Genomic DNA, 20,241 nt, shown 5'->3' with positions numbered 1-20,241 from the left:
CGGTGCGACCGGGGAGAGCCCGCAGTGACCCCTTCGGCGGCCGCCCAAAGGCCCGACATCGCCGAGGCGGTGGGCTCGACACATGACCTGCCGTTCGGCGCCCAGCTTCGGGCCGACGGCAGCGTGCGCTTCCGCCTGTGGGCACCGGGGGTGGACGGCATCACGCTGGTGCTGGGCGAGGAGCTCCCGGACTTGCCGCTCGACCGCCAGGGTGACGGCTGGTTCGGCCTGACCGTGCCGGCGGTGCCGGCCGGCACGCCCTATCGCTACCGGCTGCCGGATGGAACCGAAGTGCCCGACCCGGCCTCGCGCCACCAGCGGGGCGGGCCGCTGGGCCCGTCGATCGTGTGGGATCCGCAGGGCTATGCCTGGCGCGCACAAGGCTGGCGCGGCCGGCCGTGGCACGAGGCGGTGATCTACGAGCTGCATTGCGGCGCCATCGGCCGGCCCGGCGGCTTCGCCGGCGTCATCCGGCGCCTGGACGACCTCGCCCGGCTGGGCGTCACCGCGATCGAGCTGATGCCGGTCGCCGATTTCGTCGGGTCGCGCGGCTGGGGCTATGACGGGGTGCTGCCCTTCGCCCCGGCGTCGGTCTACGGCACGCCGGACGAGCTGAAGCAGCTGGTCGATGCCGCGCATGAGCGCGGGCTGATGGTGCTGCTCGACGTCGTCTACAACCATTTCGGCCCGGCCGGGAACTTCCTCGGCCACTACGCCGGCGCCTTCTTCGACGGGTCGAGGGTCACGCCCTGGGGGCCGGCGATCGACTTCGCCAGGCCCCAGGTGCGCGCCTTCTTCCGGCACAACGCCCTGTACTGGCTGGAGGAGTTCCGCTTCGACGGGCTGCGCTTCGACGCCGTGCATGCGATCGAGGATGCGGCCCAGCCCGACATCCTGACCGAGATCGCCGCGGCGGCGCGCGCCGCCCTGCCCGACCGGCACATCCACCTGATCCTGGAGAACGACCGCAACGAGGCCCGCCGCCTGATCGGCACGCCCGGCCCGGCGGCGCGGTTCGAGGCGCAGTGGAACGATGACTTCCACCACGCCGCCCATGTCGTGCTGACCGGCGAGACCGACGGTTACTACGCCGACTATGCCCACGACCCGGTGGTGCGGCTGGGTCGGGCGCTGGCCGAAGGCTTCGTCTACCAGGGCGACTGGTCGGAGCGCCGGGGCGAATCCCGGGGCGAGCCGAGCGCGCATCTGCCGCCGGCCGCCTTCGTCGACTTCCTGCAGAACCACGACCAGATCGGCAACCGCGCTTTGGGCGACCGGCTGACCGCCCTGGCAGCGCCGGAGGCGGTCGAGGCCATGACCGCGCTGCTGCTGCTGTCGCCGCACATCCCGCTGCTGTTCATGGGCGAGGAATGGGGCAGCCGCCAGCCCTTCCCGTTCTTCTGCGACTTCGAGGGCGAGCTGGCGGATGTGGTGCGGCAGGGCCGCCGCGAGGAGTTCGCGCAGTTCGCCGGCTTCGACGATGCGGCGGCGCTGCCGGATGCGCTGGACCCCGACACCTTCGACAGCGCGGTGCTGGCCCCGGCCGAGGACGACGCCGCGGCCGCCCTGCGGCTGGAACTGGTCGGCACCCTGCTGGCGCTGCGCCACCGGGTGATCGTGCCGCTGCTGGCGGATCGCCGGATCGGCCCCGGCATCAACCGCAGCCGGGACCGGATGCTGGATGTGGCCTGGATGCTGTCCGGCGGCGGCTGGCTGCGCATCGTCGCGCATCTGGCTCCCGGGCCTGGTCCGGCCTGGGAGAAGCCGGCCGGCGAGATCGTCTATGAAAGCGTGGCCGGCCTCGCCGGGTCCCTGCCAGGCGGGATCGCCGGCTGGGGCCTGGTCGCGGCCCTGGAGCAGCCGGCATGACCGCCCTTCCGCCCGGCCCGCCGCGCGCCACCGCGCGGCTGCAGATCCATGCCGGCTTCACCCTGGACGATGCCCGCGCCGCCCTGCCCTATCTGGCGCGGCTGGGGATCAGCCATGTGTACGCCTCGCCGCTGCTCGCCGCCCGTCCCGGCTCGGCCCATGGCTACGACACCATCGACCCGTCCCGGATCGACCCGGAGCGCGGCGGCGAGGACGGTTTCGAGCGCTTCACGGCGGCGTTGCGCAACCACAGCCTGGGCCTGATCCTCGACATCGTGCCGAACCACATGGCGACCGGGCCGGACAATGCCTGGTGGATGGACGTGCTGGAATGGGGCCGGTCCAGCCCGCATGCCGCAGTGTTCGACATCGATTGGGACGCCCCGGCGCAGCCCGGCCGGGTGCTGCTGCCGATCCTGGGCCAGCCTTATGGCACGGCCTTGAAAGAGGGCGACGTCGCCCTGCGCTTCGATGCCGCCCTCGGCCGGTTCAGCATCGAGGTGCCGGGCCTGTCGCTGCCGCTGGCCGGCGCCAGCACCGCCCTGCCCCTGGCGCAGGCGGCGACCCAGGCCACGGGGCCATCGGCGGACCAGCTGACCGCCCTGGCCGACCTGTTCCAGGCGTTGCCGCCGGACGGCCGGGGCCAGGCCGAGATGCTGCGCGGGGGCCTGGCGGCCCTGGTCGCGCGTGATCCCGGCGCCGCCGCGGCGATCGCGGAGGCCGTCGCGCGACAAACCCCGGATGACCTGCACCGGCTGCTCGAGCGCCAGCATTACCGCTTGGCCCATTGGCGGGTGGCGGCGGCGGAGATCAACTACCGCCGCTTCTTCGACATCGACGACCTGATTGCGGTGCGGATCGAGGATCCCGACGTCTTCGCCGCCACCCACCGGCGAATCCTCGATGCGGTGGCCGCCGGCCAGGTCCAGGGCCTGCGCATCGACCACATCGACGGGCTGGCCGATCCCGCCGGCTACCTCGCGCGGCTGCGCCAGGCGATCGACGCGGCCAAGCCCGACGGCGCCCCGCTGTATCTCGTGGTCGAGAAGATCCTGGCCGACGGCGAGGACCTGCCCGCGGTGTGGCCGGTCGACGGCACCACCGGCTACGAGATCGCCAACGCGATCCATGCGGTGCAGGTCGACGGCAATGCGCGCGGCGCCCTGACCGCCGCCTATGCCCGCTTCACCGGCGACACCGCGACCATGGACGACACCATCCGGCGCTGCCGCCAGGCGGTGATCGCCGGCACCCTCGCCGCGCCGTTCGAGGCGCTGGTCGGCGCCGTCGACCGGCTGGCGCGGGCCGACTGGCCCTGGCGCGACCTGACCCGCGGCGCGATCCGCGAGGCCCTGGCGGCGGTGATCGAGCGGCTGACCGCCTATCGCAGCTATCTCGGCGGCGCCGGCGACGGCACCGCCTTCGGGCTGGAATCCGCGATCGCCGGCGCCCGCGAGGCCCTGCCGCCGGACGCCGCCCGGGCGCTGGGGCTGGTCGCCGAGCTGGTGACCGGGCGCAGCCGGGCAGACGGCGCCAGCGCCATCCTGTGCCGGTTCCAGCAGCTGACCGGCGCCGTCGCCGCCAAGGCGGTCGAGGACACCGCCTTCTACCGCCACTTTCCCCTGGTCTCGCTGAACGAGGTCGGCGGCACGCCCGAGCGCTTCGGCCTGCCGGTCGACGAATTCCATGCCGCCTTCGCCCGGCGCCAGCAGGATTGGCCGGACGCGCTGTCCTCGCTGTCGACCCATGACCACAAGCGCGGCGCCGATGTCCGCGCCCGGCTGGCGGCGCTGAGCGAGCTGGCACCGGACTGGGAGGCCGGGCTGGCGGCCTGGTCGGCGGCGCTGGCGCCGCATCGCGGCGGCGGCAACGACCGGCCGGTGCCGAGCCGGCGGCACGAGCACCTGTTCTACCAGACCGTGATCGGCACCTGGCCGCTGGGCGGCATGGCCGCCGACTATCCCGACCGGATCGTCGCCTACCTCTTGAAGGCCGCGCGCGAAGGCAAGGACGAGACCGGCTGGACCGACCCGGATGCCGCCTATGAGGCCGGGCTGGATCGGTTCGTCCGCGCCGCCCTGGACCCGGCGCGCGGCGGTGCCTTCCTGGCCGCCATCGCCCCCTTCGCCGAACGCGTCGCGCGGGTCGGCGCGGTCAACGGCCTGGCCCAGCTGGCGATGCAGCTGACCCTGCCCGGCGTGCCCGACCTGTACCAGGGCACCGAGGATTGGGACCTGTCGCTGGTGGACCCCGACAACCGCCGCCCGGTCGATTTTATGGGCCTGGCCGAAAGGCTGGAGCAGGTGGCCGAGGCCGACCCGCACGCGCTCGCCGCCGATTGGCCGGACGGCCGGATCAAGCACTGGCTGGCGGCGCGGCTGCTGCGGCACCGCCGCGACGACCCCGCCCTGTTCGCCCGCGGCGCCTATGCGCCGGTGGCGGCGTCGGGCCCGGCCGCGGCACATGTCGTGGCCTGGCGCCGGTCGCTGGGCGACCGCCACATCGTCGTGGCCGTGCCGCGGCTGGTGGCCGGCCGGCTGAATGGCGGGCTGGGCCTGACCGGATTCGCCGGCACCACGCTGCAGCTGCCGCGCGTGGGCAATGAGGGGGATGGCAGAGAGCAAGTCCCGGGGGGTGTGCCGCTCGATCTGGGCCGTCCGTTCGAGCGGTTGCCGATCTTCGTGCGACACCTTGGAGAGAGCCATGGTCAATAGAGTGCTGCGCCTGATCTCGAGCCCCGACACCGCACGCGAGGTCCATCCCGGCGTGCCGCTGGTCCGCACCCCGGCGGCGGCCGAGCCGCAGCGCGAGCATTTCGAGCGGCTGGGGTTGGCCGTCGCCATCGTCGGCGCCGACCGGGTCGAGCTGACCGGATGCTTCGCCGAGCGGGTGGACATCCGGGTGGTCGCCCGCCCGCCCGAGGAGGAGGACGACCCGAACCCGGTGGTTTGGGATGTGCTGGGCCATTGGCGCAGGCGCCGGCGGCTGTGCCTGCAGCCCACCGATGTCGACGAATGGCTGGGGCTGCGCGGCATCGATGCCTTCGCCCTGCTGCGCGGCCTGCGGAACGATGCGCTGGCCGAGGCGTTGGGTGTTGCGGTGGTGACCGATGCCTTCGAGCATCGGGGCCGCCGGGTGATCAACCCGTTCCGCGACCGCTTCGGCAACGAGACCAGCCCGGCGAGCGAATACGGCGTGGATTACCGGATGTGGCGGTCGCGCTGGCGCGACGGGCTATAGGGCCCGCGCTGGCGCGACGGCCTGTGAGACGCCCGCTTCGGGCGACGGAACTCCGGAAGGGTATCGAATGAAGAAGCCTGCGCAGCCTTCGGTCCGCGTGCTGGAGGGGCAACCCTTTCCGCTGGGGGCCACCTGGGATGGGCTGGGGGTGAACTTCGCCCTGTTCTCGGCCAACGCCACCAAGGTCGAGCTGTGCCTGTTCGACGACGAGGGCAAGCGCGAGACCGCGCGGGTCGAGCTGCCGGAATACACCGATGAGGTCTGGCACGGCTATCTGCCCGACGCCCGCCCCGGCACGATCTACGGCTATCGCGTCCACGGCGCCTACGAGCCCGCCGCCGGCCACCGCTTCAACCCGAACAAGCTGCTGCTCGACCCCTATGCCAAGCGGCTGCTGGGCGAGCTGGCCTGGAACGACGCCTTGTTCGGCTACACCATCGGCGACCCGCAGGACGACCTGTCCTTCGACACCCGCGACAGCGCCCCCTTCATGCCGAAGTGCCGGGTGGTCGACCCCGCCTTCACCTGGGGCCGGTCGCGGCCGCCGGCGGTGGCCTGGGACCGCACCGTCGCCTATGAGCTGAACGTCCGCGGCTACACCATGCAGCACCCCAGCGTGCCGAAGCGGCAACGCGGCACCTTCGCCGGGCTCGGCCACCCCGAGGTGATCGGCCACATCCGCAGCCTGGGCGCCACCACGGTCGAGCTGATGCCGGTGCACGCCTTCATCGCCGACCGGCACCTGCTGGACCGCGGGCTGACCAATTTCTGGGGCTACAACAGCATCGGCTTCTTCGCGCCGCATCCGCGCTATTCCGCCACCGGCGAGACCGCCGAGTTCAAGGAGATGGTGGCGCGGCTGCACGACGCCGGGCTCGAGGTCATCCTCGACGTGGTCTACAACCACACCGCCGAGGGCAACGAGCGCGGGCCGACCCTGTCGTTCAAGGGCATCGACAATGCCTCCTACTACCGGCTGATGCCGGAGGAGCGCTACTACATCAACGACACCGGCACCGGGAACACGCTGAACCTCAGCCATCCCCGGGTGCTGCAGATGGTGACCGACAGCCTGCGCTACTGGGTGACCGAGATGGGGGTCGACGGCTTCCGCTTCGACCTCGCCACCATCCTCGGCCGCGAGCCCTATGGCTTCGACGAGGGCGGCGGCTTCCTCGACAGCTGCCGCCAGGACCCAGTGCTGGAGAGCGTCAAGCTGATCGCCGAGCCCTGGGATTTGGGCCCCGGCGGCTATCAGGTCGGCGGCTTCCCGCCGGGCTGGGCCGAGTGGAACGACCGTTTCCGCGACACCACTCGCGGCTTCTGGAAGGGCGATGACGGCCAGGTCGCCGACCTCGCCTCGCGCCTCAGCGCCTCCGGCGACGTGTTCAACCGGCGCGGCCGCAAGGCCTGGGCCAGCGTCAACTTCGTCACCGCCCATGACGGCTTCACCCTGGACGACCTGGTCTCCTACAACGATCGCCACAACGATGCGAATGGCGAGGACAACAAGGACGGCCATTCCGACAACCTGTCCTGGAACCACGGCGCCGAGGGCCCGACCGACGACCCCGCCATCCGCGCCCTGCGCGAACAGCAGAAGCGCAACCTGCTGGCGACGCTGCTGCTGTCGCAGGGCACCCCGATGATCCTGGGCGGCGACGAGTTCGGCCGCAGCCAGCAGGGCAACAACAACGCCTATTGCCAGGACAATGCGGTCAGCTGGGTGGATTGGGGCGCGATCGACGAGGACGGCCGCAAGCTGCTGCAGTTCACCCGCCGGCTGATCGCCCTGCGCCAGCGCTTCCCGGTGCTGCGCCGCAGCCGTTTCCTGACCGGCGTCTACAACGAGGAGCTGGACGTCAAGGACGTCGCCTGGCTGCGCCCCGACGGGCAGGAGATGGAAAACGGCGACTGGACCAACTCGCAGACCCGCTGCCTGGGCATGCTGATCGACGGCCGGGCGCAGCCGACCGGCATCCGCCGCCGCGGGTCGGAGGCGACGCTGCTGATCCTCTTGAACGCGCATCACGAGGAGGTGCCGTTCCTGCTGCCCGAGGTGCCGGACGGCCCCTCCTGGACCGCGCTGGTCGACACCGCCGAGCCGGAAGCGCCGCAGCGCGCCCGCCTGCCGGCCGGCGAGACCTTCGCCCTGCAGGGCCGGACCCTGGCCCTGTTGTCGGCCCAGACCGGGGCATAGCATCATGGACCGATCGGCATTCGGCTGAGCATAGTCGCAGACGATCCCACCGTGAACCGAGCAGGGGAATTCGGCGATGGTTGCATTGCGGCCCATGCGCAGCGCCGAATTCCCGGCCTATCTGGACTATTTCATTCCTGAATACGCTGCGGAGATTTCAGCGAATTACGGCGTTTCCGATACGGCGGCCCTCGCCCAGGCAAGGCGCGAAATCGCGGACGACCTGCCGGACGGCCCGGACACGCACGGCCAGGTCTTGCTTTGCATCACCGCCGATGGCGATGACGATGCCATCGGTTACCTCTGGTACCACCCGGACAAGGATCTGCGCCTGGCCTTCATCAGCGACTTCCACATCCTGGCCGCACACCAAGGCAAGGGCTTCGGCACAAGGGCGCTGAGCGCTCTGGAAGCCGCTCTCTCCGATGCAGGCTTCGAACAGATCCGGCTGCGCGTGGCCGCTGACAATCAGCGGGCGCAGCATATCTACCGGACCGGCGGATTTCGCGTCACGGGCGTGAACATGAGCAAACAGATCGGCAAGGCCTGATTTCCGGCGATCCTGCGATCCCTCGTTGACGAGAATCGGGCCCGGAATGGTGTTTGGGCACAACCGGCCTGCGCCGCCCTTATCCGTGCTATGGCTCCTAGACGAGGAGCCCTCCAGACGAAGGTCCGCCCATGACCGCCCTGCTTCCCGCCGAGCTTGCCTGGTACGTCACCGGCCGCTTCTACCAGGCCGGGAAGGACGGCCCGGTGGCCGATTACGGCTACTTCCTGCACCTGCCCTTCCCCGACCTGCCACTGTTCGACGGCAAGCGCGGCGAGACCACCGCGCACTTCACCTTCGCCGCCCGGCCATTCCAGGCGCAGGGGGTCACCAATGGCGGCCTGTCGCTCGGGGTCGATCCGGTCGGCGAATTCTCGCTGTACCTGCAGCGCCGGCCGGCCGGGACCTTCGACGACCCCGCCTCCTTCGCGCAGGGCGAATGCATCGCCACCTTCCGCCGCACCAGCCTGGTGGTGGGAACGACGGTCGACGCGACCATCGGCGCGAAGACCGAGGCGCTGGTCGGCACCAACGTGTTCTCGGCGCGTCTGGTCGCGAGCACCCCGTTCGAGTTCGGCGGCGGCCGCCACGATCTTGCCGACCAGATCGGCCGGGGCGTCACCCAGTTCGGCACCGCCACCGGCGCTCCGATCCTGCCGCCGCCGAAGGGCTACACGCTGGTGCTGCCGTTCACCGGCTCGGCCATCGCGCTGGGACGGTAGATCAGGCCAGCGCGCTCCAGACCCGCTCGCCGCCGTCCCGGCCGGCGATCTCGACCGCGAAGGGTCTGTTGGTACGGGCGGAAGCAGACCGCAGCCCAACGGCCGCATAGCAGCCCTTCGTTACGAGAACGGAACTATATTTCCCCGCAAGGTGTCTGCATGACGAACCTCATGGAGGCTGCAGTGATGCTCAAGCATCTGACCAGGGTCGCCCTTGTTGCCGCGGCCCTCACCATCGTGCCGGTCCTTACGCTCCCCGCCCAGGCGGGAGGGTGGGAGAGCACCAACCAGCCACGTCTCTACAACCCGCATGATGGCCATCGGCACAGCGACAATCGCTACCGGCGCCACGACGACGATCGGCGCGATCGCCACTGGGATCGCCACGGCCGGCGCTATGACCATGACCGGCATCGCGACCGGGATCGTGATCGGAACGATAGCCCGTCGGATTTCCTGCAGGACCTGTTCAACTGACCGCCGCGAGGATCAGCTCGTCGAACGCCGGGCGGCGGCTCGGCGCTGCCGATCACCTCTTGTAGACGCCGTCGAACGAGGCGCCGTTGCCGCAGGACTCCCGGCAATCGGTCGGCACGACCCGGATCTCGGAGCCGCTCACCGTCAGATCGACCGTGCATTTGCTGTCGGGGATGTCGGGATCCGGCGGGGCGACGTAGTGCACCTTGCCACCGTCCAGCGGCGCCCGGAAGGTGACGGAGCATTGGTCATAGGCCGGTGAGGGCCCGGTCGAGGAGATGCTGACCGACAGGCTACCGTCGGGAAAGAGCACGCCGTCGAGAAACCCGCCGACCCGATCGTTCGAGTATCCGCCCGTCAGGTGATGCTGGTCGTAGGGGGCCGAGAGTTCCACATACCGGGCCCGGTAGCTGTCGAGCAGGCAGTTCATCACCTTCTCGTCGGAGCCGGAGCAGTGGTTCCGCTGCACCAGCCAGGCGCGCTGGCTGGCCTGAAGCGCGGCGGCGTCCGCCCCCGGGGCCTGGTGGACCGCCTGGTACAGGTCGGCCATCGTCTGGTCGATCCACCCCATCCCCGAATTGCCGCCGGAACACAGCACCTTCTCGACATGGGTTCGTGCCTTGGCGCAGTCAAAACTCGGGTCCTCCTGCGCCTGCCCGAGGGACGATGCGGCCGATAAGATCAAAAGCGCATAACCGAAAATGCGACAAATGCTCATCTGATCCATTTCCCCTTCAGCAACGAGTCCGCTTGGGATCACGAGCATAGCAGCTTGCGGCTGCCGGCAAGCAGGCACGGAGCGAGGCATCTCGCCGCCGCTAAGCCTCGCTCGCGGCAACGCGGCGCTCGCTCGTCCTCTCCCGGATGCGGGCGTCCCGCCGGCCTTGGCGCAATTCGCCGCGGGTCGGCCGCCACCAGCCCCGCGCCCGCTCAGCGTCCCCGGCCTCCGCGCGGGCCGGCCAGACCCCGATCAGCTCGTCGAGTGAAGGGCGGCGCCAGGCCGCCCACACATGGTCGATCGGGGCCATCCCCAGATGCGGGTAGAACGGCGCCGCCTCGGCCGGCTCCACGACCTCGCCCGCGATCTCGACGAACACCAGCATTCCGAAGCGTTCGGTCATCACCGGCCGGTCCAGCGGCGGCAGGTCGTCGGCGGCGACGGGATAGCGATGGCGGCGGCGCTCGGCGGCCAGGGCGGCGGCGCGGCGCTGGCGTTCGGGATCCCATTCGGCCTCCCGGCGCCGTCGGCGCTCCTCCGGTTCGTTGCGGCGCGCCGCCTCCTCGATCTCCGGCCAGCGGCGCCACAGCTCGTCATAGGACCGGAACGGCACCCGCCAGGCCCGGGCCTCCGCATCCCACCAGGACCAGGGGATGGCGCGCATCTGGTCGATGACGGTCCTGGAATAGGGCGTCCGGACGCGCAGATCGTCCGCCACCTCGAGATACGGGCTGGCGATGGGATCGAAAGCATAGGCGTCCCGCCCCTTGGCATCCCCATGGTCGCCGCCCGGCGGCATCTCCCGGGCCAGCCAGCGCGTCAGCCGGCGCTCGGCGGTGGTGCCCGGGATGAACCAGGCCGCCTCGGCTTCGCGCCAGCGGGCCCGGGGGAAGGCCTTCATGAAGCGCTCCACCATCGCCCGGTCGTAGGGAAACCTCGCCTGGATGCCGGGCTTGTCCCCGTCGACCGGCCGAAGCTCGATGGCGCGGTCCTGGGCCGCAGGCTGCTGGATGGCGGAGCGCATGGCGATTCAGATGGTGGCGCCCCGCCCGTTCGTCGATGCGGAGGCCTCCCTGCCTCTCAATCGTCGTTGCGAGCGCAGCGAAGCAATCCATATCAGGCGGCGCCATGGATTGCTTCGTCGGCTGCGCCTCCTCGCAATGACGAAGAGGAGCGGGAAACCTGCCTCGTCAGGCCAGGAACACCCGCAGCGTCGCGCCGGCGGCCTGGGCGGGCAGCGCATCGACGGTGACGCCGTCTGCGGCCCGCCAGGTGGCCGGTGCGTCGCCGAGGCGCAGGTCCAGCACCCGGTCCGGCGCCAGCGACGGGAAGCGCAGCCAGACGCCGTCGGGCAGGTCCGGCGGCAGGGTGACGGCGATGTCGCCCGCGTCGAAGCGCAGCTGCGACAGCCGGCCGACGAAATTGGTCTCCAGCAGGGTGCGGTTGCCCTGCTGCAGCGCCAGCACGCCATCGGCGATGCGCAAAGTCACCGCGCCGGCCGGGCTGGCGATCGGCCCCAGCGTGGCATCGGCGCCGTCATTCACCAGCTCCCACCCGCCCCAGGGGTTGATGTCCATCACCCTGGCAACGCCGAGCGCCGGCATCAGCGCGCCCCAGCTGTAGAAGCCCTCGGTGTCCGGCTGGTCCATCGGCTCGCCGGTCTCGGCGTTGTAGTTCTCCGGGCACAGCCGGCGCTCGTCCCACACCTGCCGGAACAGGCGGAGGCTGTCGTCGGCCAGGCGCACGGCCTCGCGGTCGAAGCCGTTGCGGCGCAGCCCGTGCCAGACCAGCCAGTTCAGCGGCGGCCAGATCCGGCCGCGCCAGTAGGAATTGTCCTTGGCCGCCGGGTCGTCCCGCGTCGTGCCGGGGATGACGAATTCGCCGCCGAAGGTGGCGGGGTCGCGCAGATGCTGCAGCAGGCGCTGTGCCTGTTGCGGCGAGGCGGCGCCGCAGACCAGGGGGTAGAAGCTGGTCGGCCCCAGGCTGCGCACGAAGTCGCCGGACCACAGCCGGTTGGCGAAGATGCCGCGGCTGTCGTCCCACAGCTCGGTCCGGATCCGCGACCGGGTGCGGTTGGCGATCTCGGCATGCGACGCGGCCGCCGCGTCGTCGCCCAACTCGGCGGCGATCCAGGACAGCACCTCGGCGTCGAAGGCCAGCAGGCTGTTCAGCCCGACATCTTCCGATCGCAGGGTCCGGGTTTCCGGGTCGTAGGCCGCCTCGTCATGGATCGGCGAGTTGTCCATGCTGGATTCGTTGCGGGCGCCGAAGGAGGTGCCCTTGTACAGCCCCTCCCCCACATCGGAGGTGCCGTAGGACACCAGGAAGCGGCCGCGCGGGTCGCGCTCCCGCCACCACCAGGCGTGGTTGCGGGCCAGCGTCCCGTAGGCCAGCTCCAGGATTGGGCGGGAGCGGGAGCGGAGATAGAGCAGCCACAGCAGGAACGACCCGATCGGCAACTGGGTGCGGTCGACCCAGGCGTCGTTGGCGGTCAGCAGGCAGGCGAGGTTGCCCTGCGGCGTGGCGCTGGCCAGCGACGCGGCCAGGTTCTCGCGCGCCATCTCCTGGTCGAAAAAGCCAGTCAGCAGGGCGTTGTACAGCTGGTCGTTCAGCCAGACGCCGAAGCCGCCGAATTTCGACAGGTTCCAGTTGCGGCTGATCGAGGTGTAAGGCCGGCCGTTGACCTCGTCCCACACGCTGTTCCAGGCCATGACGTCGCGCAGCGCGTCGAGCGACCCGGCCTGCGCTCCGGTCTGGCCGGGCAGCGCGGGCTCGTCGCCCGGCGCGGCCGCCAGCGCCTTGGCCCGCGCGATCGCCAGATCGGCACGGTCGGCCACGGCGACGCCGACGCCGCCATTCTTCATCATCTCCAGGTTGAAGCGCAGCACCAGCACCGGCGCCGCCTCCGACCGCGACCCCAGGTGGAAATAGCCGTTGGTCTCGTAATCCTCGGCCGCGGCCTCGACCGTGGCATGGCCGGTCACCTGCACCGGCGGCTCGGCGCTGGCCAGGGCGACGAAGCGGTGCCCGACCTTGACCACCGCGGCGCCGGCGGGGTCCCAGCGCGCGACCTCTCCGCCCTCGGCCGAAAGGCAGAGATTGATCCAGAAGCGCAGGCCCCACTCGCCGCTCCGCTGCGTCCGCCAAGTGCCGGCGATTTCGAACGGCCCGGGCTTGGTCCAGCGCCAGGCCAGGCTGGTGCCGGCATGGTCGAGGTCGAGCTCGACCAGCGACGCATCCAGGGCATGGCGGCCGTATTTGACGGTGCCGGCCGGGAACAGCGTGGCGGTGCGGGTGCTGCCGGCGAAGGCCAGCGGCGTCACCCGCACGCCGAGCGGCAGGAACACCATCTCGGCCGGGCGGCTGGACCAGGTGTTCCAGGCCCGGGCGAGCGGGACGGTGGTATCGCGCAGCATCAGGCTAGCTCCAGGCCCGCAGGGCCGCTTCGGTCGTGACGATCTCCACCTGCTGGTCGAAGCGCGGCAGGATCAGGTCGAGCGTGGCGCAATGGCCCGGCAGCGACGAGCTGGTGGTCGCATCGGACACGGCGACGATGCGGAAGCCGCGGTCGATGCCGTCGAGGATGGTGCCGAGGACGCAGACATCGGTCTCCACCCCGGTCACCAGCAGTGTGTCGGCCCCCAGCGCCGCCAGCCGGTCGGCGAATTCCGGCACCGCGAAGGCGGAATGGGTCGGCTTGTCGATGATGCTGCCGGGCGGGGCGATCGCCGCCAGCGGCGCCACTAGATCCAGCATCCCCGACGCCAGCATCGGCCGGGTGACGTCGTGCCAGCGGGTGTAGTAGCGGCGCCAGGTGCCGGGCGCGTCGGCCGCCGCCTGCGGCGTGACGAAGCGCGGGAACAGGGTGCGGCCCGGCTGGGCGTTGGTCAGGGCGACGACGTTGGGGACGATGTCCATCAGCGTCGGGGTCGACCACACCGTGTCCTCGGCGAACAGCCGCTGCAGGTCGATGGCGACATGGATGGTGTTCGGCCCGAGCGGCCCGAAGCGCAGCATGGCTCAGTCTTCCATCGGAATGGTGTGGGCGGCCGACCAGCCTAGGGTGACGGACGCGCCCGGCTGGAACCCGGCGCCGTCCTGGGCGCGGTTCTGGGCGAACACCTTCAGTTCGCGGCCATCGGCCCCGGTCAGCAGGTAGGTCGAGACCGCACCGGCATAGATCACCTCGCGCAGCGTCGCCGGCAGGGCGTTCTCGAACGAACTGGCGGTGTTGGGCGCCAGGATCGTCATCTTCTCCGGCCGCACCGCCAGCGTCACCTTGGACCCGGCCGCCGGCAACTTCCCCGCGACCCGGACCAGCGCGCCCGCGACCTCGACGCCGCTTGCCGTGACCGTGCCCTCGAGGAAGTTGGCGTCGCCGAGGAACCCGGCGGCGAAGCGGGTGCGCGGCCGCTCATAGATCTCGCCCGGCACCCCGTCCTGCACGATCCGGCCGCGGTCGAGGATGGCGATGCGGTCGGACAGGGTCAGCGCCTCCTCCTGGTCATGGGTGACGAAGATGGTGGTCAGGCCGCTCTCGCGCTGGATGCGCTTCAGCTCGACCTGCATCTCCTGCCGCAGCCGGCGGTCGAGCGCCGACAGCGGCTCGTCCAGCAGCAGCACCTCGGGCTTGGTGACGATGGCGCGGGCCAGGGCGACGCGCTGCTGCTGCCCGCCGGACAGCTGCTTCGGGCTGCGCGCCTCGAAGCCGGTCAGCCGCACCATCTCCAGCGCCTCGCGTGCTTCCTTGGCGGCGGAGGGGCCGCGCACGCCGCGCCGGTTCAGCCCGAACATCACGTTCTCCAGCACCGTCATGTGCGGGAACAGGGCGTAGGACTGGAACACCATGCCGATGCGCCGCTTCCACACCGGCACCCGCGTCACCTCGGCCGCGCCGATGCGCAGCTCGCCCTCATCCGGGATGACGAAGCCGGCGACGATGCGCAGGAGCGTGGTCTTGCCCGAGCCGGAGGGGCCGAGCAGGCTGGTGAACCGCCCGGCCTCGAAGCTGGCGGTGATCCGGTCGAGGACCGTGGCGGCGCCGTAGCGTTTGCTGACGGCGGTGACTTCAACGCCGCTCACGGGCGCCTCCCATATTCGACAAGAGGGCGAAGGCCAGGACCAGGATCATCGAGGCGCCCAGCAGGATGGTGGAGATGGCGTTGATCTCCGGCGTGAAGCCCTTGCGGATGGCGGAGTAGATCTCCACCGGCAGGGTGGTGACGCCGGGGGTGGCCAGGAAGTAGGAGACCACGAACTGGTCCAGCGACACGGCGAAGGCGAACAGCGCCGCGGCGATGATGCTGGGCAGCAGCAACGGCAGGGTGACGCGGAAGAAGGCGTGCAGCGGCGTCGACCCCAGGCTCATCGCCGCCTCCTCCAGATCGGCGCGCTGCGACTGCAGCCCGGTGCCGATCACCAGCACGACATAGGGGATGGCCAGCGCGACATGGCCGACGGTCATGGCGAACAGGCCGCGGCCGATGCCGGTGGAGAAGAAGAACACCAGCATGGCGGTGCCGGTGATCAGCCAGGGAATGGCGATCGGCGGCAGGAGGAGCAGCTGCAGCAGGGTGCGGCCGCGGAACTTGCGGCGCGACAGGGCCAGCGAGGCCGGCACGCCGATCCCGGTCGCCAGCACCGCCGTGGTCACCGCCAGCATCAGGCTGTTGCCGCTGGCGGTCAGCAGCCGGTCGTTGTCCGGCAGCCTGGCGAACCAGTCGAGCGAGAAGCTGAACGGCAGCTCGTACAGCGGCGAGGCGTTGAACGCCATCACCACCATCACCGTGATCGGCAGGTACAGGAAGGCGATGACCAGCAGGAGATGGACCAGGCCCAGGCGCTTCATCAGACGGCCCCTCCCCCGCTCTGCCGCTTCAGCACCGGCGAGGCCAGGGCGAAGATGGCGAGCACGATCAGCAGCATGATGAAGGACAAAGCGGCGCCCAGCGGCCAGTTGAAGGCCTGGGTGAACTGGTCCTCGATCACCGTGCCCATGGTGACGCCGACCCGGCCGCCCAGGATCCGCGGCTCCATGAAGCTGCCGATCACCGGCACGAAGATCAGGACCGAGCCGGAGATCAGCCCCGGCGTCGCCAGCGGCAGGATCACCTTCCAGAACACCACCGGGGCGCGGGCGCCCAGGCTGCGCGCCGCCTCCAGGATCTGGTCGTCGATGGCGACGACGCTGAGATAGCAGGTCAGGATCATGTAGGGCAGGTAGGCGTGCACCAGCCCGACCACGATGGCGGGATAGGTGTAGAGCAGGCCGAGCGGTGCTGCGTCCGGCACGATCCAATGGTAGAGGCCGTCGATGATGCCGCCGTCGCGCAGCACCATGGTCCAGGAGAAGACGCGGACCAGCCCGTTGGTCCAGAACGGCAGGATGATCAGCAGGAACAGCACCTGCCGGGTGCGGCCGAAGGTGGCGCGGGCGAGCGCCATCGCCGCCGGCAGGCCGATCAGCGCCGACAGGCCGGTGGTCCAGAACCCGATCGACAGCGAGGTCCAGGCGACGTCGAGCAGATAGGGCCGGCGGAAGAAGGCAAGGTAGTTGTCGAAGGTGCCGACGATCGCCCGCCCGCCGAACGGCGCGACCTTGAGGAAGCTGAAGCCGAGCATCATCAGGAGCGGCAGGAAGATCGCCAGCGTCAGCCAGCCATAGGCAGGCAGCAGCAGCGCCGCCGTGCCCAGCCAGCCGCGGCGTTCCGCCCCCATCGCCGCGGCCGGCGCGGTGATGGCGGATGCGGTGGTGGGGACCGCCGTCTCGGTCATCGCCTCATCCCTTGCGCCGTCATTGCGGACAATTCCAACACGCCGCCTGTCTCCCAACACTCTAGGCGTCATCCCCGCGAAAGCGGGGATCTCTCAACGGTCGCAACGGAAAGAGATTCCCGCTTTCGCGGGAATGACGATGCCGAAAAAGCGGAAACGCCCTAGCCCGCGTAGAACGCCTTGGTCTCCTGCCACAGATCCGAGAACGCGGTCCGCTGCTCGTCGCTGAGCGGCGACATGAACTGCAGCTTGGACAGGTACTCGGCCTTGTGGATCTGCTTGTTCAGGTCGTCGGCGGGCAGCTTGTCCATGGCCACGGCGTTGGCCGAGGCCGGGGCGCCGACATTGGTGGCCCAGTAGTCGTAGAAGCCGGGGTCGATCATGTAGTTGATGAAGGCCAGGCCGGCCTCCTTCTTGGTGCTGGTGGCCGGCACCGACAGCCCGTCGATCCAGCCGATGCCGCCTTCCTTGGGCACCACGAAATCGACCGCCAGCTTGAAGTTGCGCTGCGACCGCACCGCCGCGCCCGACCAGTAGATCGAGACGTCGAACTCGCCGGCGGCGAAAGCCTTGTTCCACTGGTCCTCGCTGGACCACAAGAGCTTCACGCCGGGCTTCAGCTCCTTCAGCTTGGCGCCGACCGCGGCCATGTCCTTGGGCGCGTTGATGTCCTGCCCGGTCATCAGCGCGCCGATGCCGATCGCGGTGACGGCGTCGTCGAACAGGGCGACGCGGCCGGCATAGGCGGGGTCGGCCAGCACCGCAAGGGTGTCGGACTTGACCTTGTCGCGGCGCAGGCCCAGCGCGTTGATGCCCCACAGCCAGGAGACGCCGTAGGCCTTGCCGTCCTTGTGGAAATTGGCGTGGTCGCGCAGCTGCGGCGCCAGGTCCTTGGCGTTGGGCACCTTGGACAGGTCGATCGGCTCCAGCAGGTCCTCGGCCTGGGCCTGCAGGGTGCGGGCGCTGTTGATCAGCACCACGTCATAGGTGCCGGGGTTGGTGCGCAGCTTGGTCAGCATCTCCTCTTCGGAGTTGAAGTAGTCGTGCTTGACCTCGATGCCGGTCTTTTCGGTGAAGGCCTTCAGCGCCCAGGCCTCGTCGGTGCCGTAGCCCTGCCAGTTGAGGACGTAGATGGTGTCGGCCGCCCGCGCCCGGCGCAGCGGCAGCCCGACGGTTCCGGCCACCACGCCGGCCCCCAGCAATGCGCCGAACCGGCGCCGATCCAGTGTGAAGGACATGAAACGCTCCCCGGCGGTTATTGTTTGTACACAAACGATGCTAGCGCGGGGCGGCGGGGGTTGTCAAATTGCGTTGGGGGGTGGCTCCGAGGCAGCGATCCCCGGCCGGCGCCGGCCGGGGATCGCTGCGCCAGGGTCGTTGATGGTGTTGTCCTGGGAGCGCCGGAAAGGGGGCTCCGGCATCCGGTCCCCGTGTTGGCCGGCCATGGTCCGGTACGGGTCCGGGGTGTGAAAAATCCGGTCGAAGCATGCTGCAGCAGGCAATAGCTCGGATCTGATCGCGCGCGGCTATCGCTGTCTTGGGCGTTTCCTGCTGGATCACACTCCGTCGAAATCGACGGCTGCCCTCGCGAGCGGCCGGTTCATGAAGATCCGGTCCTCAGCAGGGCACGGGCCAGCACACTTCGTGGCCGGTGTTGCTGTCCCTCGCGCATTTGTAGCAGGTGACGATGCCGGCGCCGCCAGCCTCTTCGGTCTCCCGAATTCGCATCTGGTAGCTCGAGATCGCGCCCGAATTCTGGGCCGGCGACGGCACCACGTCGACCAGCACGCCATCCTTCCACTTGAGCACGACCTCCTGCCCGCTCTCCGTGAACGGCACGGTGATGTCGCCGGTGCCGCCGCTGGGGCGGGGCGGGTTGTGGTTCAGGCTGAGGTTGGTCGCGGTCCTGTTGGCCATGCTCTCTCTCCGTGATCGGGGGTTGGTGAGACCCATCGGCCCCACCCCTCGGAGGTTGGCAGACCCGCAGCGCCCGCGCGTCATCCATTTGGATGATGCCGGGTGGGTGCGACGGCCGCGGAGAAACCGGCCAGCCTACCACCCCGCCCCGGCCGCGGCATCCGCCGAACGGCGGATGCGGGGCATCGCCGAAATCCCTAGGCTCCCTCACGGAAACCCCGCCAGGAAGGCTGCGCCATGGTCGACATTCCGAACACCACCGCCACCACCGCCGTGATCGAGGGCGACGCCACCGGCGGCAGCTTCTCGGGCGAGATCGAGACCATCGGCGACAGGGACTGGATCCGGGTCACGCTGGCGGCGGGCACCACCTACCGGTTCTATGCCCATGGTGTCGGCCCCACCGACGACAGCACGATCGCCCTGCTGCAGGCGAACGGAACCGTTCTGGCGCAGGATGACGACAGCGGCGCCAATCTGAACTCGTACCTGCAGTACACGGCGACCGCCGGCGGCGTCTACTACATCGAGGCGCGCCTGTACCAGGGCGAGCCCGGCCAGTACAGCGTGTTCGTGACCACCCTGGCCGACCCCAACACTGAGCTGAGCGCCAACCCGGACACCTATACCGGCGTGGCCGGCGAGACCATCCTCGGCGGGCTGGGCGCCGATCTCATCACGCTCGGTGCCGCCAGGACGGCCCAGGGCGACCAGGGCGACGACCAGATCACCGGCAGTGCCGCGGACGACCTGATCTCCGGCGGCCTGGGCAACGACCAGCTCTACGGCGGCGGCGGGGCCGACCGCGTCTTCGGCGATGCCGGGGTGGACAAGCTCGACGGCGGCGACGGCAACGACCAGCTCTTTGGCGGGGCCGACGCGGACCGCCTGTCCGGACGCGACGGCGACGACCGGCTCGACGGCGGCGACGGCGGCGACTACCTCTACGGGGAGCTCGGCAACGACGTGCTGCGGGGTGGCGCCGGGACCGACCGGCTCGACGGCGTCGACGGCGTCGACACCGCGCTCTACAGCGAGAACGCCGTCGGGGTGGTGGTCAAACTGGACACCGGCGACGGCAGCGGCAGGGGCAGCGGCGTCGGCGGCACCGCCCAGGGCGACGTGCTGATCTCGATCGAGAACGTCTATGGCGGCTCCGGCGGCGACGCGCTGCAGGGCTCGGGCGTCGCCAACGGGCTGGTCGGCAACGCCGGCAACGACGTGCTGATCGGGATGGGCGGCGCCGACACGCTGGTCGGCGGCGCCGGGGCCGACCGCTTCGTCTACGGCAGCGTCGGCCACAGCCTGCCCGGCGCGGGCGCCGACCGGATCACCGATTTCAGCCACGCCCAGGGCGACCGCATCGACCTGGTGTCGATCGACGCCAGCACCACCCTGGCCGGCAACCAGGCCTTCAGCTTCATCGGCGCCGCCGCCTTCACCGGCGTGGCCGGGCAGCTGCGGGCCGTGGTCTCCGGCGCCACCACAGTGGTCCAAGGCGACGTGAACGGCGACCATGTCGCTGATTTTCAGATCAACCTGACCGGGGTGGTGGGCTTGGTGGCGGGGGATTTCGTGCTGTAGGGGTTGGGGGCTGGGCCAATCGGGGACGGCGCCCGCCCATGCTACGCCCTCGCGCGATGTGCGGCTGTTATTCAACAGCCTTGTTTCGGGTCAGAACAGAAGCTACGCTTCTTTCCTCTCGAAATTTCTCATCCGCCATCAGAACGTGAGAATCGCAGAGATCAACAGTAATAACTATTCCTTTTCAATT

17 protein-coding genes are annotated in these 20,241 nt (G+C 70.2%); 8 read left to right on the top strand and 9 right to left on the bottom strand.

Annotated features, from left to right (window positions below; all coding sequences use genetic code 11):
* Positions 1 to 24: 24 nt before the first annotated feature.
* From treZ to E9232_RS29275, 7 genes are all read left to right on the top strand, one after another.
* Entirely contained in the window at positions 25 to 1,869 is a 1,845-nt protein-coding gene (gene treZ, locus E9232_RS29305) for a malto-oligosyltrehalose trehalohydrolase (protein WP_309800263.1), read from the top strand.
* Positions 1,866 to 4,583 carry a malto-oligosyltrehalose synthase gene (treY, locus tag E9232_RS29300; RefSeq protein WP_309800260.1) on the top strand — a complete coding sequence of 906 codons (2,718 nt, stop codon included), beginning with the start codon at positions 1,866 to 1,868 and terminating at the stop codon, positions 4,581 to 4,583. The genes treZ and treY overlap by 4 nt, the downstream gene beginning before the upstream one ends.
* Positions 4,573 to 5,109 carry a hypothetical protein gene (locus E9232_RS29295; protein WP_309800257.1) on the top strand — a complete coding sequence of 179 codons (537 nt, stop codon included), beginning with the start codon at positions 4,573 to 4,575 and terminating at the stop codon, positions 5,107 to 5,109. Before treY ends, E9232_RS29295 begins: the two co-directional genes overlap by 11 nt.
* Positions 5,110 to 5,176: 67 nt before the next feature.
* The gene (glgX, locus tag E9232_RS29290) at positions 5,177 to 7,309 is read left to right on the top strand and encodes a glycogen debranching protein GlgX (RefSeq protein ID WP_309800255.1); all 2,133 of its coding nucleotides are present in this window, start codon (positions 5,177 to 5,179) and stop codon (positions 7,307 to 7,309) included.
* A 94-nt stretch (positions 7,310 to 7,403) separates the two neighbouring features.
* Positions 7,404 to 7,859 carry a GNAT family N-acetyltransferase gene (locus tag E9232_RS29285; RefSeq protein ID WP_309800254.1) on the top strand — a complete coding sequence of 152 codons (456 nt, stop codon included), beginning with the start codon at positions 7,404 to 7,406 and terminating at the stop codon, positions 7,857 to 7,859.
* 131 nt (positions 7,860 to 7,990) lie between these two features.
* On the top strand, positions 7,991 to 8,581 hold the full coding sequence (locus E9232_RS29280; RefSeq protein WP_309800252.1) for a hypothetical protein: 591 nt from the start codon (positions 7,991 to 7,993) through the stop codon (positions 8,579 to 8,581).
* A 186-nt stretch (positions 8,582 to 8,767) separates the two neighbouring features.
* Complete coding sequence (locus tag E9232_RS29275; protein WP_309800250.1) at positions 8,768 to 9,058, top strand: hypothetical protein; 291 nt, start codon at positions 8,768 to 8,770, stop codon at positions 9,056 to 9,058.
* Positions 9,059 to 9,110: 52 nt separating this feature from the next.
* Here the strand turns inward: E9232_RS29275 and E9232_RS29270 are convergent, their stop codons facing one another.
* From E9232_RS29270 to E9232_RS29230, 9 genes are all read right to left on the bottom strand, one after another.
* On the bottom strand, positions 9,111 to 9,785 hold the full coding sequence (locus E9232_RS29270; protein WP_309800248.1) for a lysozyme inhibitor LprI family protein: 675 nt from the start codon (positions 9,783 to 9,785) through the stop codon (positions 9,111 to 9,113).
* A 91-nt stretch (positions 9,786 to 9,876) separates the two neighbouring features.
* Positions 9,877 to 10,800 (bottom strand): hypothetical protein, encoded by a 924-nt coding sequence (locus E9232_RS29265; RefSeq protein WP_309800247.1) that lies wholly within the window; start codon positions 10,798 to 10,800, stop codon positions 9,877 to 9,879.
* Between the two features lie 166 nt (positions 10,801 to 10,966).
* A complete protein-coding gene (locus E9232_RS29260; protein ID WP_309800246.1) occupies positions 10,967 to 13,192 on the bottom strand; it encodes an MGH1-like glycoside hydrolase domain-containing protein in 2,226 nt (741 codons plus the stop codon).
* 4 nt (positions 13,193 to 13,196) lie between these two features.
* Positions 13,197 to 13,793 carry a cysteine hydrolase family protein gene (locus tag E9232_RS29255; RefSeq protein WP_309800245.1) on the bottom strand — a complete coding sequence of 199 codons (597 nt, stop codon included), beginning with the start codon at positions 13,791 to 13,793 and terminating at the stop codon, positions 13,197 to 13,199.
* 3 nt (positions 13,794 to 13,796) lie between these two features.
* Positions 13,797 to 14,858, bottom strand: a complete 1,062-nt coding sequence (locus E9232_RS29250) for an ABC transporter ATP-binding protein (protein ID WP_309800244.1) — start codon at positions 14,856 to 14,858, stop codon at positions 13,797 to 13,799.
* Complete coding sequence (locus tag E9232_RS29245; protein WP_309800243.1) at positions 14,845 to 15,624, bottom strand: ABC transporter permease; 780 nt, start codon at positions 15,622 to 15,624, stop codon at positions 14,845 to 14,847. Before E9232_RS29245 ends, E9232_RS29250 begins: the two co-directional genes overlap by 14 nt.
* A complete protein-coding gene (locus E9232_RS29240; protein WP_309800241.1) occupies positions 15,624 to 16,550 on the bottom strand; it encodes an ABC transporter permease in 927 nt (308 codons plus the stop codon). The genes E9232_RS29245 and E9232_RS29240 overlap by 1 nt, the downstream gene beginning before the upstream one ends.
* A gap of 161 nt (positions 16,551 to 16,711) precedes the next feature.
* Positions 16,712 to 17,788, bottom strand: coding sequence for an ABC transporter substrate-binding protein (locus E9232_RS29235; protein ID WP_309800240.1), 1,077 nt, complete (start codon positions 17,786 to 17,788; stop codon positions 16,712 to 16,714).
* 379 nt (positions 17,789 to 18,167) lie between these two features.
* A complete protein-coding gene (locus E9232_RS29230) occupies positions 18,168 to 18,467 on the bottom strand; it encodes a hypothetical protein (protein WP_309800239.1) in 300 nt (99 codons plus the stop codon).
* A 237-nt stretch (positions 18,468 to 18,704) separates the two neighbouring features.
* Here E9232_RS29230 and E9232_RS29225 point away from each other — a divergent pair, with 237 nt between their 5' ends.
* Positions 18,705 to 20,051, top strand: coding sequence for a calcium-binding protein (locus E9232_RS29225; RefSeq protein WP_309800238.1), 1,347 nt, complete (start codon positions 18,705 to 18,707; stop codon positions 20,049 to 20,051).
* Positions 20,052 to 20,241 lie beyond the last annotated feature (190 nt).

Source organism: Inquilinus ginsengisoli, assembly GCF_031453975.1.
GTDB classification, from domain to species: domain Bacteria; phylum Pseudomonadota; class Alphaproteobacteria; order DSM-16000; family Inquilinaceae; genus Inquilinus; species Inquilinus ginsengisoli_A.
This window is presented reverse-complemented; position numbering and strand designations above follow the sequence as displayed.

What these genes read in the sequence shown, in the direction of transcription:
- treY (WP_309800260.1), top strand. Translation starts at nt 1,866, where the DNA reads ATGACCGCCCTTCCGCCCGGCCCGCCGCGCGCCACCGCGCGGCTGCAG.
- E9232_RS29295 (WP_309800257.1), top strand. Translation starts at nt 4,573, where the DNA reads ATGGTCAATAGAGTGCTGCGCCTGATCTCGAGCCCCGACACCGCACGC.
- glgX (WP_309800255.1), top strand. Translation starts at nt 5,177, where the DNA reads ATGAAGAAGCCTGCGCAGCCTTCGGTCCGCGTGCTGGAGGGGCAACCC.
- E9232_RS29285 (WP_309800254.1), top strand. Translation starts at nt 7,404, where the DNA reads ATGCGCAGCGCCGAATTCCCGGCCTATCTGGACTATTTCATTCCTGAA.
- E9232_RS29280 (WP_309800252.1), top strand. Translation starts at nt 7,991, where the DNA reads ATGACCGCCCTGCTTCCCGCCGAGCTTGCCTGGTACGTCACCGGCCGC.
- E9232_RS29275 (WP_309800250.1), top strand. Translation starts at nt 8,768, where the DNA reads ATGCTCAAGCATCTGACCAGGGTCGCCCTTGTTGCCGCGGCCCTCACC.
- E9232_RS29270 (WP_309800248.1), bottom strand. Translation starts at nt 9,785, where the DNA reads ATGGATCAGATGAGCATTTGTCGCATTTTCGGTTATGCGCTTTTGATC.
- E9232_RS29265 (WP_309800247.1), bottom strand. Translation starts at nt 10,800, where the DNA reads ATGCGCTCCGCCATCCAGCAGCCTGCGGCCCAGGACCGCGCCATCGAG.
- E9232_RS29260 (WP_309800246.1), bottom strand. Translation starts at nt 13,192, where the DNA reads ATGCTGCGCGATACCACCGTCCCGCTCGCCCGGGCCTGGAACACCTGG.
- E9232_RS29255 (WP_309800245.1), bottom strand. Translation starts at nt 13,793, where the DNA reads ATGCTGCGCTTCGGGCCGCTCGGGCCGAACACCATCCATGTCGCCATC.
- E9232_RS29245 (WP_309800243.1), bottom strand. Translation starts at nt 15,624, where the DNA reads ATGAAGCGCCTGGGCCTGGTCCATCTCCTGCTGGTCATCGCCTTCCTG.
- E9232_RS29240 (WP_309800241.1), bottom strand. Translation starts at nt 16,550, where the DNA reads ATGACCGAGACGGCGGTCCCCACCACCGCATCCGCCATCACCGCGCCG.
- E9232_RS29235 (WP_309800240.1), bottom strand. Translation starts at nt 17,788, where the DNA reads ATGTCCTTCACACTGGATCGGCGCCGGTTCGGCGCATTGCTGGGGGCC.
- E9232_RS29230 (WP_309800239.1), bottom strand. Translation starts at nt 18,467, where the DNA reads ATGGCCAACAGGACCGCGACCAACCTCAGCCTGAACCACAACCCGCCC.
- E9232_RS29225 (WP_309800238.1), top strand. Translation starts at nt 18,705, where the DNA reads ATGGTCGACATTCCGAACACCACCGCCACCACCGCCGTGATCGAGGGC.